This window comes from Thermoanaerobacter sp. RKWS2 (genome assembly GCF_026240795.1).
Taxonomy (GTDB): domain Bacteria; phylum Bacillota; class Thermoanaerobacteria; order Thermoanaerobacterales; family Thermoanaerobacteraceae; genus Thermoanaerobacter; species Thermoanaerobacter ethanolicus.
The window spans coordinates 1,576,649-1,591,564 of the sequence record NZ_CP110888.1 but is presented as its reverse complement, the minus strand read 5'-3'; the positions used below and the strand labels follow the sequence as shown (position 1 = coordinate 1,591,564).

Genomic DNA, 14,916 nt, shown 5'->3' with positions numbered 1-14,916 from the left:
AATTTATAGTTTATAAAAAAGCAATTTGGTTAAATTAATAATACAAACACAAATGGAGCATTCCTGTAATGAATAAAAAATAAGGAAGAATGAACTTTGAAAAAATAAGTACCTCCTGATAAAATACAGAGTGTAAGTTCTAGAACTTACCTCGAATTATCAAAATAAACAGGAGGTACCTAAAATGAAGTATACACAAAATGAAAAGATTTTGCAAGTAACAGAAGACACATTAATTGCGGGAGTAGACATAGCAAAAGAAAGCCATTATGCCAGAGCATTTGACTACAGAGGAGTAGAATATGGGAAATACCTAAGATTTGAAAACAATAGAGAAGGTATGACAAAATTTTTTAGATGGGCAAAAGACTTGATGGAGAGACATAAGAAAAACAAACTAATAGTAGGGATAGAACCGACAGGGCAATATTGGCTATGTTTTGCCCAATACCTTAAAGACAATAACATAAAGGTAGTATTGGTTAATCCATTTCATGTAAAGAGGAGCAAAGAATTAGATGACAATTCTCCCACAAAAAGCGATAAAAAAGACCCAAAAACAATAGCAATGCTAGTAAAAGACGGGAGATATGTAGAGCCGACAATACCTGAAGGAGTATATGCAGAATTAAGGGTAGCGATGGACATAAAAGACAGGTTGAACAAACAAATAGGGATGACAAAAAATCAAATAACAAGATGGATGGACATATACTTTCCGGAGTTTAACACCGTATTTTCAGACTGGGAAGGGAAAGCAGCACTTATCACATTAAGAGAATTTCCAACGCCTGAGAAGATAGCAAAAAAGAGTGCTGAAGAAATAATATCGATATGGAAGAAAGAAGTACAAAGAGGGGTAGGAGAAAAAAGGGCTATAAAGCTGATAGAAACTGCTAAGGAGAGCATAGGGAAGAAGCAGGGCATAAAGATGGCGGAATACGAGATAAAGACTCTCATTGAACAATACGAATTTCTCAAAAAACAAATTGAAGAAATAGAGAAGAAGATAGAAGAATTAATGGTTGAGATACCAGGGGTTAAAGAACTACTAGAAATCAAAGGGATAGGAGTAAATACAGTAGCAGGTTTTATTGCAGAAGTAGGAGATATTGAAAAATATGAACATCCAAAACAGATACAAAAACTAGGAGGATTAAACCTAGTAGGAAATAGCTCTGGTAAGTATAAAGGAGAAACGACAATAAGTAAAAGGGGGAGGAAACGATTGAGGAGAGTACTATTTACTGCAGTAATGGCCTTGGTTGCAAAAAACGAAGAGTTTCGTGAACTTCACAAATATTACACTACCAGAGCGCAAAACCCGTTAAAAAAGAAGCAATCACTAATAGTATTGTGCAACAAACTGATAAGGATATTTTATGTCATATTAAAGAAAGGAGTAAAATATGACCCAATCAAGATGATAAAGGACATAAAGAGGCCACTATTACAGGAAGCTGCATAAAAAGTGCCAACATACTATCAAATCAATTAAGGGTTAATCATCTTCTCTTCAGCTTTAACTTGCTCACATCTAAAAAGCTGACCCTTAAGAAGAATTAATTTTTAGGGAAAACGAAAGTGTGAACGACGTGACATAAAAGGTAAAGTAAGGAATAAAACAAAAACAACTAGTCAAGATGGTATATTGACAACAAGAGCGGGAATTGTCATAAAAAATAATCACCATACGGGCAAAGACCCTGCAATGGAGCAGAAATGACATCCACCTCATGGCAGGTAGAACGAAGGAATTAAGGACGGAGATCCAGTGAGACATGGGAGGGTAAACCCCATGAGATAAGTGGAGTTATCCCGCCATAATATGGAAATAGGATATGAGGTTTATTAAACTTACCTATTTAATGGTTAGATAAGTAAGAAATGATAATATAAGCCATGAGATGCTCTTGTTGTGATGAGAAAATTAAAGAAAAACTAAGATATTAAGAGAAAATAAAAGATAATAGAGGGAGGTGATTGAAATGGCAGCAGGATCAGAAACCAAAAATCCTCTTGTGGTAAAAGAGGCAAAACAGGTTATGAGCCAATGGAAATATGAAATAGCAAGAGAATTAGGAATAACTCCTCCAGCTGATGGCTACTGGGGCAACCTCACATCTCGCGATTGCGGTGCTGTAGGTGGCCACATGGTAAGGAAGATGATACAAATGGCAGAAAGCCAAATGGCTAGCAAAGGAACTTGGAAATAAATCATATTATTAATATAAAAAAAGGATATCCCTTTGGGATATCCTTTTTTTATATTAAAAAGGTATATATAGCAATAGTTTACAGGTATATAACCTAAATAGCGGGTTAAATTAATAATGGAACATGATTTAGGAGGTGATTAAAATGGCTGTAGGATCAGAAACTAAGAATCCTCTTGTGGTAAGAGAAGCAAAACAGGTTATGAGCCAATGGAAGTATGAGATAGCTAATGAATTAGGGATAACTCCTCCAGCTGATGGTTACTGGGGCAACCTCACATCAAGAGATTGCGGTGCTGTAGGTGGCCATATGGTAAGGAAAATGATACAAATGGCAGAAAGTCAGATGGCCAGCAAAGGAACTTGGAAATAAAATAATTTATAATAAAAAAGGGCAGTCCTTGTGATTGCCCTTTTAAAATTTTAATCCAGGTAGTTGCCTACCTGGACTGGGAGAGGAGAAATTGAAGGAAGAATTTTGGGGAAATTTCTGTTCCCATAAATATTATTTGCCATTTTGAAAAAATTTTATACATATTTTTTGCGATATTTTTAAAAAATATGCTAAAATAATTGTTGAAGTGGGGGTAATGTCTTTGAGAGTGATAGCAGGTAAGTTAAAGGGAAGAAAGGTAAAATCTTTAGAAGGCAATGAAGTGCGTCCAACTGCCGATAGAGTTAAAGAATCCCTGTTTAATATATTGATGAACAAAATAGAAGGAAGTATTTTTTGGATTTATTTGCGGGTACAGGAAATATAGGCATCGAGGCATTAAGCAGAGGGGCACAGTTTTGCTATTTTGTAGATAAAAGTTTAAAAAGCATAAAATGCATAAGGGAGAATGTAACTGAATTAAATTTAGTACCTTTTGCTAAAATACTTCATCGAGATGTTTTAAAAGTTATCGAAATGTTAGACAAAAATAATACAAAGTTTGATATAATATTTTTAGATCCCCCTTATTATCAAAACCTTGTTGACAAAACTCTTATAAAGCTTGGAGAGGCTAAAGTTTTAAAGGAAGATGGCATTATCATAGCAGAACACCATAAAAATGATAAAGTAAGAGAAAGGTATGGAAATTTAGTAAAGATAAGAGAAAATAAATATGGGGAGACAATATTATCATTTTATAAGGAGGAAATATGAAAACTGCAATTTATCCAGGGAGTTTTGATCCAGTTACCTATGGACACATTGATATTATAGAAAGAGGAGCAAATCTGTTTGATAAGCTGATTGTAGCTGTGCTTTTAAATCCCTCGAAAAAGCCCTTATTTTCGGTGGAAGAAAGGGTAGAGCTTTTAAAAGCGGTAACTTATGATATTTCTAATGTAGAGATTGATTATTTTGATGGTTTATTGGTAGATTATGCTAAGAAAGTCAATGCTAATGCTATAATAAAAGGCTTAAGAATGGTATCTGATTTTGAATATGAGTTCCAAATGGCGCTAATCAATAAAAAATTAAACCCTTCTGTTGAAACTATTTTTTTAATGACTAATGCAAAGTATGGATATCTAAGTTCCAGTGTGGTAAAAGAAATTGCTCAGTTTGGCGGTTGTCTTTCTGAGTTTGTGCCGGATATTGTGGCTCAAAAATTAATGGAAAAATTTTCAAGATAATTAAAGGGGGGTTTATTTTTGTCAAATTTTGATGGTTTAGAAGTTCTTAATCTTTTAGAAGAATTAGAAGACATTATAGAAAACAGTTCTTCTATTCCTCTTTCTAACAAAGTTTTGATAAACAAAGAAGAAGTTTTGGACTTAATAAGACAAATCCGAATAAAATTGCCAGATGAATTTAAAAGGGCGGAATGGATCAAACAAGAAAGGCAAAGAATTCTTTTAGAGGCACAACAGGAAGCAGAAATGATAATAAAAGAAGCTGAACAAAAGATTAAGGAAATGGTGAGTGAAAGTGAGATAGTTAAAAAGGCGGAAAAGACGGCAGCAGAAATAATTTCTACTGCCCAAGCTAATGCAAAGGAAATAAGGTTAGGAAGTAGAGAATATGCTGATGAATTACTTGCTAAAATTGAGTCACAAGTGTCTGAAATATTAGAAACTATTAAAAGAAATAGAGAAGAATTAAAAGGCAACAAGTAATTAATGTTGTTGTAGATATTGTTTTATGGCTATTGCAAAAAATAGGATAGTCAAAGTGACAATTATAAAAATTATTGAAGAAAATTGAAATATGTCCCAGGAATTTTTGTAAGTATATAGGTTGAAAACGTGGGAAATTGCATTTTCTTCTTGAATTTTTATTACAGAGAGTAACCAATAGGAGTATAAAGCGGCAAGAAAAAATTGGATTGTTTTTGCAATGAAATAAGGAAGATATTTTATTTTTGTTTTTGCTATTACTCCTAACACTTGTCCATGTATCGATATTCCGCCCCATGCTATTATAGCGCTTACTAATACTACTTTTTGTTCTAAAGGTGCAGAAACTTGGCTTATTAAGTTTGAACCTACTGTTATTTCTAAGAGGCCACTTAAAAAAGCAGGTATTAGACTTTTGTCAAAACCTAATAATAAGAATATAGGAGATATGAAGTAAGAAAGAAAATCCAAAATTTTATACAGTTTTAAAAATTCTATTACCACTGAAAAAAGTATAACATAACCTCCTATCATGATAATAGTATTTGTTGATTTGGAAACAGCTTCTGACAGGATAGTACTTAAGCTTTTTTTGTTCTGCTCTCTTGTATAATACATTTTTTTGATGGCAGCATTTAAAAGGTTTTTTGTTGAAGGGGGCTTTTTATAAGAATTTTTCTTGTAGAAACGAAAGAGAAGTCCAGTGGTTATAGCTGCTAAGTAATTAGAAGCCATGATTATGTATCCGGCTTTTGGACTACCGAACATGCCAATTGCGACGGCTCCTAACATAAAAAGGGGGCCTGAATTATTGCAAAAGGACATGAGCTTTTCTGCTTCTTCTGTTGTGCATAAATTTTCTTCCCAAAGTCTTGATATCACTTGAGCCCCCACGGGATAACCGGAAGTGTATCCGATTGCCATCGCAAAAGAGCCACTTCCCGGCACGTTAAATAAGGGCCTCATTATAGGCTCTAAAAAAGTGCCTAAAAAATGTACTACTCCTAATTGTAAAAGAAGCTCTGAACCTATGAAAAAAGGAAGTAGAGAAGGAGTAATAGTAAAAAGCCAAAGGTTTATACCGCCTTTGGCGGCTTCTAATGCTTCTTTAGGGAAAAGTATTAAAGATAGTACCATTAAAATTAAAAAAGAAATAAAAATATTTAAAAAGGTGTTTTTCAAGATTTATCCCCACCTTGTTTTGGTATCATTACTATATTATTTAGAAAGTCCTTTAAAAATGAATGGTGGGGAATTTAAAGTTTTATTAAAGGATGTATAAAGTCTAAACCGGCGATAGAGGAGTTTTTATAAGCTAAAGTATAGACATCAGTAGCAAATAAATCTTTTTCAAATATTTTAGTATTAGATAGTTTGATTTTATATTGTGATACTTTTGTAATTATAGGGAGGGGAGATTTTTTCTTTATTTCTCTTAGCATTTCTTTGCCCTTTTCATTAAAACCCAAAACCCTTATATAATTAGGGCCATCAAATTCTTTAAAAATTTGTTTATCTATATTAAGTAATAGATGAATAAGTATATGCCTTATTCTGCTTTCTGTGTATCGCTTTGATTTTACAAGTTTTATAAGTTCTTCAACATTATTAGTTTTATAAGAAGCTTTGTAAATTTTATTTTCTAAGCCTTCAGAGACATCAAATATGTGATTGAGAGGAATGTGATTTCTCAACAGATAAATTAAAATATTAGAAAATTCCTCTAAAGATATGGGACCTTGTTTTTTTCAAAAGAACTTTGCAAAATTTCTTTTGTAAAGTCCGGTATATATTTTTCTAAGCCTTCTAGTCCCTTTTCAAAAATATGCTTTCTTATAGAAGAGGCACTGGCAAATTCTCCTTTTAGTTCTAACGAAGTATACAAAGAGCCTTTTCGCTTTATAGTAAAAGGTGTAATAGAACTACCTATTTTCTTTAAAGATTTAAGGTATTCTATTGCCAATATGTTATTGGATGTTTGTAAAATCTTTTCTATTTCATTATTATTTATAACTTTTTGTAATGCTAATTCCCGTGCTTTTGCAAAGGTTATGCCGCTTTTTAAATATTCTTTTAATGCTTTTCTATAATAAATTGGCTCTTCTAAAAGTATTTCAGCAATTTTTGTGAGTTCGCTTAAATCGCCTTTTTCACTCCCAAAGGAAATACAATCTACTATTTTTAAAGAATCTAATAGTTTCACCGCTCCATAAGCGAAATTTTCAGCTGTAGAGGTAGCATAAACTACTGGTAACTCGATTACCAAATCTATACCGGCTTTTAATGCCATTTGAGTTCGTTTCCATTTGTCTACAATAGCTGGCTCTCCTCTTTGTACAAAATTTCCACTCATTACTGCTATAGTATAATCGCAATTAGTTAATTTTTTTGAAATTTGCAGATGATAAAGGTGGCCATTGTGAAAAGGATTATATTCGACAATAATTCCTAAAATTCCCATATAACTTCTTGCCCTTTCAAAAAAATTTTTAAGATATAAATTGCAATATTAAATGCAACACCTAATGAAAATCATGTAGATATAGGATTTGGAACAAATCATATATAACCTTAAGCCCATCTTAGTTAACAAATTGAGCGGAGGTCGTGATTTGTCAAGGGTTTAAGTCAGGCGAAGCCTGCCCCTTGACAAATCACGAGCGAGCTCTATACTTTATAAGGGATGGGCTTAACAGATTTTTGCCAGCTCTTCATAAAAGCATTCTTTAGGTGTTTTATAATTTAACAATTTTCGAGGAAGGTTATTAAGCCAGTTTTCTACTCTCTTTATCGTATCTATAGATAAATGTTTAATACTTTTACCTTTAGGGATGAAACGTCGTATAAGACCGTTATGTCGTTCATTTGTACCTCTTTCCCAAGATGAATATGGATGTGTATAATATACTTCTACGCCATATTCTAAAAGAGCACTTTCTAAATCACTAAACTCTGTACCATTATCAGATGTTATTGTTTTAAAGACCTTGCTTAAATTGTCACCAAACATATCTTTTAATTTTGATAGTGCATCTTTAACAGATTTACTGTCTTTTGTATCCAATAGTAATATTATTTCATGGCGAGTCTTACGCTCTATTAATGTTAAAAGCACCTTGTCATTAGACTTCTTGCCAATTAACGTATCTATTTCCCAATGCCCAAAAACTTCACGGCTTTCAACTTCTTTAGGCCTAAAATCAATACTTTTACCCATAATACGTTTATTTTTACGGTTTTGTTTCTTCCTTGGTTTTAAACGTAGTTTTAAAGGTAAATCAATGTTTTTAACTTTTAATAATCCTCTATCTATATAGTTGTACAGTGTTTTAGTACAAACAATGGTTTTATTATTCCAGCTTGGGTCTTTTTTACAATAGCCTACAACTGCATCTGGTGACCATTTTTCATTTAATATTTTATTTTCAGCATATTTCAAGAAATCTTCTGCTTTAGCTACTTTAAATTTAGCTCCGCAATTTGAACGATTTTTTTCGTAGATAGCTTGACCGGTTTCAGGAAAATAGCTTGTATAAGAAGATAAATCACTTCTAAGTTGTGTAGTAGTTCCACGTTTAATTTCACGGCTTATAGTGCTTGGAGATCGATTAAGTTTTTTAGCAATATACCGAATACTTCTTCCTTCTTTGAGTAATGCATAGATCTCTCCTCGTTCATAGCTACTTAAGTGTTTAAAAGAACGATTTTTTGTGGTATCATTATTATGAACCATAGTGAAAATCCTCCTTGTATGATGTTGAGTTGACACCTATATCATACACGATTTTCACTATGGTTTCTATTTTTTTATCTGTTGCATTTAATTATACAACTAACCAAAAATTTTTAAGATATACTTATTATTTTACATAAAATATGATAAAATGTAAAAGGGAGATCGTGTATACAATATTATAGTGATAAAATTAAAAAAGGAAGGGAGATTTTAAATGGCAGTAATGGATAGTATCATACAAAAGGCTAAAGCTAATAAAAAAAGGATTGTGCTTCCTGAGGGAAGTGAAGCGCGGACTTTAAAAGCTGCCGAAAGGGTTATTAAAGAAGGTATCGCTGATGTGGTTTTATTAGGGAAGGAAGAAGAGATAAAAGAAAAAGCAAAGGGATTGGATATCTCGAAAGCAGAAATTATAGACCCTGAAAAGTCGCCTCTTTTACAAAAATATGCTGAAGAATATTATAATTTGAGAAAAAACAAAGGAGCTACAGAAGAGCAGGCATATCAAATTATGAAAGACCCTATGTACTATGGGTGCATGATGGTCAAATTAGACGATGTTGATGGTATGGTATCTGGGGCGATTCACGCTACTGCTGATGTTTTCAGACCAGCTTTTCAAATTGTAAAAACTGCTGCAGGTGTCAAAGTAGTATCCAGTGCCTTTATAATGGAAGTACCTAATTGTACTTATGGAAGCGATGGAGTATTTATTTTTGCTGATTGTGCAATAAATCCTAATCCTAATGAAGAGGAATTAGCAGCAATTGCTATTGCTTCTGCCCATACTGCAAAAGTCCTTGCTGGAATTGAGCCTAGAATCGCCATGCTGTCATTTTCTACTAAAGGAAGTGCAAACCATGAATTAGTAGATAAGGTGAAAAATGCAACAAAAATCGCAAAAGAATTGGCACCTGATTTGCTAATTGATGGTGAGCTTCAATTAGATGCTGCGATTGTCAAAGAAGTAGGAGAGTTAAAGGCTCCAGGAAGTCCTGTAGCAGGAAATGCAAATGTGCTTATTTTCCCAGATTTGCAAGCGGGAAACATTGGATATAAGCTAGTGCAAAGACTTGCTAAAGCTAATGCTATCGGACCAATTTCTCAAGGTCTTGCAAAACCTATCAATGACTTGTCAAGAGGTTGTAGTGTAGAAGATATTGTTAATGTTATAGCAATAACTTGTGTACAAGCTCAAGGGGTGCAAAAATAACTTTGAGGAGGCAGCGATTATGAAAATTTTAGTCATGAACTGTGGAAGCTCGTCATTAAAGTATCAATTGTTAGATATGGATAATGGGAAAGTGCTAGCGAAAGGATTGGCGGAAAGGATAGGTATCAATGATTCTCTTTTAACTCATCAAGTAGAGGGCAAAGATAAAATAAAAATACAAAAAGATATGAAAAATCATAAAGAAGCTATACAAATTGTTTTAGAGGCTTTAGTAGATAAAGAAATCGGAATATTAAAAGATATGAAAGAAATAGATGCAGTAGGACATAGAGTTGTGCACGGGGGAGAGTTTTTTACTGATTCCGTATTGATTGACGATGAGGTAATCAAAAAATTAGAAGCATGTATTGACCTTGCGCCTTTGCACAATCCTGCTAATATTGAGGGGATAAAAGCTTGTCAGCAGATAATGCCAGGGGTGCCGATGGCAGCAGTTTTTGATACGGCTTTCCATCAAACAATGCCAGATTATGCGTATATTTATCCCATTCCATATGAATACTACGAAAAATATAGAATAAGAAGATATGGATTCCATGGGACTTCTCATAGATATGTATCTTTAAGAGCTGCTGAAATATTAAATAGGCCTATTGAAGAGTTGAGAATCATTACTTGCCATTTAGGAAATGGTTCTAGTATTGCTGCGGTTAAAGGCGGTAAGTCGATAGATACAAGTATGGGATTTACACCATTAGAAGGGCTGGCTATGGGTACAAGGTCCGGAAATGTTGATCCTTCAATTATAACTTTCTTAATGGAAAAAGAAGGATTGACTGCAGAACAGGTTATAGATATACTCAATAAGAAATCAGGTGTATACGGAATTTCAGGAATAAGTAATGACTTTAGAGATATAGAAAATGCAGCTTTTAAAGAAGGGCATAAAAGGGCTATGTTGGCATTAAAAGTTTTCGCTTATAGGGTGAAAAAGACAATAGGTTCTTATGTAGCTGCTATGGGTGGGGTTGATGTAATTGTATTTACTGCTGGAGTTGGAGAGAATGGACCAGAAATGAGAGAGTTTATTTTAAAGGATCTAGAGTTTTTAGGCTTTAAACTGGACAAAGAGAAAAATAATGTGAGAGGAAAAGAGGAAATTATATCTACAGAAGATTCAAAAGTTAAAGTTATGGTTATTCCTACAAATGAAGAATATATGATAGCTAAAGATACTGAAAAATTGGTAAGGGGTTTAAAGTAGATAATCTTGACAACGGGTTGTGGGGTTAGTATAATAGGTGATGTCAATTATTTTAAGGTGTGTGAAGAAAAATGAAAGTCGATCTATTAAAAATCAAAGGACAGCTTGGCCGCAGCATAAATATAGACTATGTGGAGGATATAGAGAGCATTGAATTTAAAGGGGAAGAATACAAAATTGTAACTCCTCTACATGTAAAAGGTACTATTACCGCGCAAAAAGAAGGGCTTTTGGCAGAACTTGATATTACAGGTAGTATAAATGCCGTCTGCGACAGATGTTTGGATGAGTTTATTTATAATTTAGACCTTAAATTACGGGAATATGTAGAGGAGTCAGTAGACGAAGAAGTAGATGATAGCTTTTATGAAAATTTTGATTTAACTACTTTTGTAGTTCATTTTGTGATATTGTCGTTGCCAATGAAATTTTTGTGCAAAGAAGATTGCAAAGGCTTGTGTCCTGTTTGCGGTACTAATTTAAACCACCAAACCTGTAGCTGCAAGCGGGAAGATATTGATCCGCGGCTTACCGTCCTTTCTAAACTACTGCAATAGATGTAGGAGGTGTTAAGATGCCAGTTCCAAAGAGGAGGACATCAAAGGCGAGAAGAGATACTAGAAGGAATAATAGTTATAAAATAGCTGCACCGGCTTACGTTTTGTGTCCAAGATGTCATGAGCCTAAACTACCTCATAGAGTATGTCCAAACTGCGGCTATTACAAAGATAGAGAGGTAATAAAAGTAGAAGAGTAAGACTAATATAAGACTAAAAAAAGTAGTAATAGGAAAAGACCTATTACTACTTTTTTTAGTTGATTTTACAAAAAAAATAATTTATAATTTTGGGTAGGTCATAAAAACAACTAATATCTGGAGCTGGTAATATGGCTGTGCGAATGAGTAAAGTAGAAAGGCAAAGACTTTTAAAAGAAAAAATAAATACTAACCCCTTTTACACTGATGACGAGTTAGCAGAAATGTTTGGAGTAAGTGTACAAACTATAAGACTTGACAGGATGGAATTGGGAATCCCTGAAGTTAGAGAGCGTATAAAAAGTGTTGCAGAAGAAAATTATCAAAAAGTGAGAACTATTACAGGCACTGAAGTAGTTGGAGAATTAATAGACTTAGAATTAGGTAAAAGGGGTATTTCGATTTTTGAGCCTACAGAGGATATGGTTTTTGTCAAGACAAAAATTGTGAAAGGGCAATACATTTATTCTCAGGCTGAGTCTTTAGCTATGTCTGTTATTGATGCCTCTGCTGCTTTAATTGGAGTTGCAAACATAAAGTACAAGTTTCCTGTTAAAGTAGGAGATAGACTTGTCGCGAAAGCCGAAGTGATACGTCAAAGAGGAAACAAATATTTTGTTTGGGTTAAGATAAAAGTTAAGGATAAGGAAGTATTCAGAGGAAAGTTCATTTTAGTGGCCATTGATGAGGATTTTCTAAAAAAAGGAGTGACACCGTTGAGGTTAGCAATTGATGCTATGGGTGGTGACCATGCTCCAGAGGAGATAATTAAAGGCAGCTTAGAGGCACTAAAGCATTTTCAAGATATAGAAATTGTCCTTATTGGGAAAGAAGAAGTTTTACGCGGCCTCCAAGGAAAGGAGAAAAGGCTTAAGCTTGTTTATGCTTCAGAAGTTATTGAAAATGATGAAGCACCTGTTACGGCTGTTAGAAAGAAAAAAGATTCTTCAATGATAGTAGGTTTAGAACTTCTTAAAAAGGAAGAAGTGGATGCTTTTTTGTCAGCTGGCAATACAGGAGCTCTCATGGCAGGAGCATTGCTTACTTTAGGGCGCATTAAGGGAATTGACAGACCAGCTTTGGCTCCAATACTTCCTACTTTAAATGGGGCTACCGTGTTATTAGATGCAGGTTCTAATACTAATTGTGATGCTCAAAATTTGGTGCAATTTGCTGTCATGGGACATGTCTATGCTCAAAAAATGTTTGAGATAGAAAGACCAAGAGTAGGGCTTTTTAATATAGGAGCAGAAGAGGAAAAAGGAAATGAAGTAGTAAAAAAGGCTTTTGAAGAACTTAAAAAATCAAAACTAAATTTTATTGGGAATGTGGAAGGAAGAGATATCCCTTACGGCGTCTGTGAAGTTGTAGTCTGCGATGGATTTGTGGGAAATGCGATACTAAAGTCTATGGAAGGAATTGCTTCTGTGATTTCTCAACTTTTAAAGGAAGAGTTGACCCGAAATATTTTTACTAAACTGGGTGCTCTTTTGATAATGGGTGGATTAAAAAGAATAACTAAAAAATGGATTACACTGAATACGGAGGAGCCCCTCTTTTAGGAATTAAAAAGCCAGTCATAAAAGCCCATGGCAACTCAAAAGCAAAAGCTATTTTTAATGCGATAAAACAAGCTAAAAATTTTGTAGATAATGATGTCTTAAATCACATAAAAGAAGAAATTGAGTCAATGGGAGATGAGTTAAGTGTGTGAAAAGATTGCTGCAGGAATTTTAGGTACAGGAAGTTATGTTCCCGAAAAAGTTCTTACTAATTTTGATTTAGAAAAAATGGTGGATACTTCTGATGAATGGATTACTACAAGGACTGGAATTAAAGAAAGGCGCATTGCAGATTCTTCACAAGCTACTTCTGACTTGGCTACTAAAGCCGCAAAGAAGGCTTTGGAAGATGCTAAAGTTGACCCTTCAGAAATTGACATGATCATTGTTGCAACTGTTACACCTGATATGAATTTCCCATCTACTGCTTGCATAGTTCAAGCTAATTTAGGTGCAGCCAACGCTGCTGCTTTTGATATCTCCGTCGGATGTTCAGGCTTTATATATGGACTTGCTATCGCTCAGCAATTTGTAGAGACTGGTATGTATAACAAAATATTGGTTATTGGAGCAGAAACTTTGTCTAAAATAATAAACTGGAAGGATAGAAACACTTGTGTTCTCTTTGGAGATGGAGCAGGGGCAGTAGTTGTGGGAAGAGTTGAAAGCGGATATGGAATATTGAGTTCTTATTTAGGAGCTGATGGCACTGGCGGGAAACACTTGTACATGCCAGCAGGTGGTTCTAGAATGCCGGCCAGCGAAGAGACTGTAAAAAAGAATTTACATACTATTTTTATGGAAGGGCAAGAAGTATTTAAGTTTGCAGTAAAAGTAATGGATAGTGCTACTATTGAGGCTTTAAACAGATGTGGTTTAAAACCAGAAGACATAGATATGCTTATACCTCACCAAGCAAACACAAGAATAATTGAAGCGGCGAGGAAGAGGTTAAAACTTAGCAATGATAAAGTTTATATAAATCTTGATAAATACGGTAATACCTCTGCTGCCTCTGTTGCTATAGCCTTAGATGAAGCCTATAGAAAAGGACTGATAAAAAAAGGCGATGTCATACTAACTGTCGCTTTTGGTGCAGGTTTGACTTGGGCATCAAGTGTTATAAGATGGAGCAAGTAAGGGGTGAAAAATATGTTTAAAACTAAAATAGTAGAAATGCTCAATATAAAATATCCAATATTTCAGGGTGGAATGGCATGGGTCGCAACTGCAGAACTAGCTGCTGCCGTGTCAAATGCAGGAGGTTTAGGAATAATAGGAGCAGGTAATGCACCAGCTAGTTTTGTAAGGGAACAGATACGGAAGGCAAGAGAACTTACTGATAAACCTTTTGGCGTCAATGTAATGCTTTTGTCTCCTTTTGTTGATGAAGTTATGGAGGTTATTTTAGAAGAAAAAGTAGATGTCATAACCACTGGAGCAGGGAATCCAGGTAAGTACATACAAAGACTTAAAGAACGGGGTATTAAAGTTATTCCTGTTGTGCCTTCAGTAGCATTAGCAAAAAGAATGGAGGACATTGGTGTGGATGCTGTTATTGCTGAAGGAACAGAATCGGGAGGTCATATTGGAGAACTAACGACTTTGGCATTAGTACCTCAAGTAGTAGATGCTGTTAAAATTCCAGTCATCGCTGCAGGAGGAATTGCTGATGGACGTGGTTTTGCAGCTGCATTTTGCTTAGGAGCTTCAGGTATTCAAATGGGAACTCGGTTTGTATGCTCTACTGAATGTACTGCTCATCCTCGTTACAAAGAATATATTTTAAAGGCAAAAGACAGAGATGCCGTTGTTACAGGAAGAAGCACAGGTCATCCAGTCAGGTCATTAAAAAACAAACTGACAAGAGAATTTGAAAAGTTAGAGCAAATGGGTGCTCCTAAGGAACAATTAGAAAAATTAGGGGAAGGAAAATTAAGAGCAGCGGTAGTAGACGGTGATGTAGAATATGGTTCTGTGATGGCAGGTCAAATTGCAGGACTTATAAATGATATTAAACCTGTAAAAGAGATAATAGAGGACATAATGAAACAAGCGGAGGAAGTAATTGACAATTTGAATAAAATGAGGTGAAAAA

Annotated in this window: 13 protein-coding genes and 4 pseudogenes; 14 read left to right on the top strand and 3 right to left on the bottom strand. The window is 34.4% G+C overall.

The window, feature by feature from the left end; translation table 11 throughout:
• Positions 1–184: 184 nt before the first annotated feature.
• The 6 genes and pseudogenes from OEI98_RS08465 to OEI98_RS08440 all read left to right on the top strand — a co-directional run bounded on the left by OEI98_RS08465 (position 185) and on the right by OEI98_RS08440 (position 4,325).
• Complete coding sequence (locus OEI98_RS08465; protein ID WP_266037143.1) at positions 185–1,468, top strand: IS110 family transposase; 1,284 nt, start codon at positions 185–187, stop codon at positions 1,466–1,468.
• A gap of 520 nt (positions 1,469–1,988) precedes the next feature.
• Positions 1,989–2,216 carry an alpha/beta-type small acid-soluble spore protein gene (locus tag OEI98_RS08460; RefSeq protein WP_003869210.1) on the top strand — a complete coding sequence of 76 codons (228 nt, stop codon included), beginning with the start codon at positions 1,989–1,991 and terminating at the stop codon, positions 2,214–2,216.
• A gap of 145 nt (positions 2,217–2,361) precedes the next feature.
• A complete protein-coding gene (locus tag OEI98_RS08455) occupies positions 2,362–2,589 on the top strand; it encodes an alpha/beta-type small acid-soluble spore protein (RefSeq protein ID WP_003869209.1) in 228 nt (75 codons plus the stop codon).
• A gap of 223 nt (positions 2,590–2,812) precedes the next feature.
• Positions 2,813–3,366 (top strand): annotated as a pseudogene (rsmD, locus tag OEI98_RS08450) (16S rRNA (guanine(966)-N(2))-methyltransferase RsmD).
• Entirely contained in the window at positions 3,363–3,842 is a 480-nt protein-coding gene (coaD, locus tag OEI98_RS08445) for a pantetheine-phosphate adenylyltransferase (protein ID WP_004396163.1), read from the top strand. The pseudogene rsmD and the gene coaD overlap by 4 nt, the downstream one beginning before the upstream one ends.
• Before the next feature lie 18 nt (positions 3,843–3,860).
• Positions 3,861–4,325 (top strand): ATPase, encoded by a 465-nt coding sequence (locus OEI98_RS08440; RefSeq protein ID WP_003868230.1) that lies wholly within the window; start codon positions 3,861–3,863, stop codon positions 4,323–4,325.
• Here the strand turns inward: OEI98_RS08440 and ylbJ are convergent, their stop codons facing one another.
• The 3 genes and pseudogenes from ylbJ to OEI98_RS08425 all read right to left on the bottom strand — a co-directional run bounded on the left by ylbJ (position 4,326) and on the right by OEI98_RS08425 (position 8,058).
• Complete coding sequence (gene ylbJ, locus OEI98_RS08435) at positions 4,326–5,507, bottom strand: sporulation integral membrane protein YlbJ (RefSeq protein WP_004396164.1); 1,182 nt, start codon at positions 5,505–5,507, stop codon at positions 4,326–4,328.
• Between the two features lie 74 nt (positions 5,508–5,581).
• Positions 5,582–6,786, bottom strand: a pseudogene (locus OEI98_RS08430) (nucleotidyltransferase).
• Between the two features lie 228 nt (positions 6,787–7,014).
• Positions 7,015–8,058, bottom strand: a complete 1,044-nt coding sequence (locus OEI98_RS08425) for an IS30 family transposase (protein ID WP_266037134.1) — start codon at positions 8,056–8,058, stop codon at positions 7,015–7,017.
• A 217-nt stretch (positions 8,059–8,275) separates the two neighbouring features.
• Here OEI98_RS08425 and pta point away from each other — a divergent pair, with 217 nt between their 5' ends.
• From pta to fabK, 8 genes and pseudogenes are all read left to right on the top strand, one after another.
• On the top strand, positions 8,276–9,274 hold the full coding sequence (gene pta, locus OEI98_RS08420; protein WP_004396166.1) for a phosphate acetyltransferase: 999 nt from the start codon (positions 8,276–8,278) through the stop codon (positions 9,272–9,274).
• A 19-nt stretch (positions 9,275–9,293) separates the two neighbouring features.
• The gene (locus OEI98_RS08415; protein ID WP_266037131.1) at positions 9,294–10,499 is read left to right on the top strand and encodes an acetate kinase; all 1,206 of its coding nucleotides are present in this window, start codon (positions 9,294–9,296) and stop codon (positions 10,497–10,499) included.
• 71 nt (positions 10,500–10,570) lie between these two features.
• A complete protein-coding gene (locus OEI98_RS08410) occupies positions 10,571–11,056 on the top strand; it encodes a YceD family protein (RefSeq protein WP_003868235.1) in 486 nt (161 codons plus the stop codon).
• A 17-nt stretch (positions 11,057–11,073) separates the two neighbouring features.
• Positions 11,074–11,256, top strand: coding sequence for a 50S ribosomal protein L32 (rpmF, locus tag OEI98_RS08405; RefSeq protein WP_003868236.1), 183 nt, complete (start codon positions 11,074–11,076; stop codon positions 11,254–11,256).
• Between the two features lie 131 nt (positions 11,257–11,387).
• Positions 11,388–11,989 (top strand): annotated as a pseudogene (gene fapR, locus OEI98_RS08400) (transcription factor FapR).
• Positions 11,973–12,970: pseudogene (gene plsX, locus OEI98_RS08395) on the top strand (phosphate acyltransferase PlsX). The pseudogenes fapR and plsX overlap by 17 nt, the downstream one beginning before the upstream one ends.
• Positions 12,963–13,958, top strand: coding sequence for a beta-ketoacyl-ACP synthase III (locus OEI98_RS08390; protein ID WP_004396168.1), 996 nt, complete (start codon positions 12,963–12,965; stop codon positions 13,956–13,958). The pseudogene plsX and the gene OEI98_RS08390 overlap by 8 nt, the downstream one beginning before the upstream one ends.
• 12 nt (positions 13,959–13,970) lie before the next feature.
• Positions 13,971–14,912 carry an enoyl-[acyl-carrier-protein] reductase FabK gene (gene fabK, locus OEI98_RS08385; protein WP_019907703.1) on the top strand — a complete coding sequence of 314 codons (942 nt, stop codon included), beginning with the start codon at positions 13,971–13,973 and terminating at the stop codon, positions 14,910–14,912.
• Positions 14,913–14,916: the final 4 nt, after the last annotated feature.

Excerpts from the sequence above, each read along its gene's own strand:
- OEI98_RS08455 (WP_003869209.1), top strand. The coding sequence starts at position 2,362 with ATGGCTGTAGGATCAGAAACTAAGAATCCTCTTGTGGTAAGAGAAGCA.
- OEI98_RS08425 (WP_266037134.1), bottom strand. The coding sequence starts at position 8,058 with ATGGTTCATAATAATGATACCACAAAAAATCGTTCTTTTAAACACTTA.
- fabK (WP_019907703.1), top strand. The coding sequence starts at position 13,971 with ATGTTTAAAACTAAAATAGTAGAAATGCTCAATATAAAATATCCAATA.
- OEI98_RS08415 (WP_266037131.1), top strand. The coding sequence starts at position 9,294 with ATGAAAATTTTAGTCATGAACTGTGGAAGCTCGTCATTAAAGTATCAA.
- OEI98_RS08465 (WP_266037143.1), top strand. The coding sequence starts at position 185 with ATGAAGTATACACAAAATGAAAAGATTTTGCAAGTAACAGAAGACACA.
- coaD (WP_004396163.1), top strand. The coding sequence starts at position 3,363 with ATGAAAACTGCAATTTATCCAGGGAGTTTTGATCCAGTTACCTATGGA.
- rpmF (WP_003868236.1), top strand. The coding sequence starts at position 11,074 with ATGCCAGTTCCAAAGAGGAGGACATCAAAGGCGAGAAGAGATACTAGA.
- OEI98_RS08410 (WP_003868235.1), top strand. The coding sequence starts at position 10,571 with ATGAAAGTCGATCTATTAAAAATCAAAGGACAGCTTGGCCGCAGCATA.
- pta (WP_004396166.1), top strand. The coding sequence starts at position 8,276 with ATGGCAGTAATGGATAGTATCATACAAAAGGCTAAAGCTAATAAAAAA.
- OEI98_RS08460 (WP_003869210.1), top strand. The coding sequence starts at position 1,989 with ATGGCAGCAGGATCAGAAACCAAAAATCCTCTTGTGGTAAAAGAGGCA.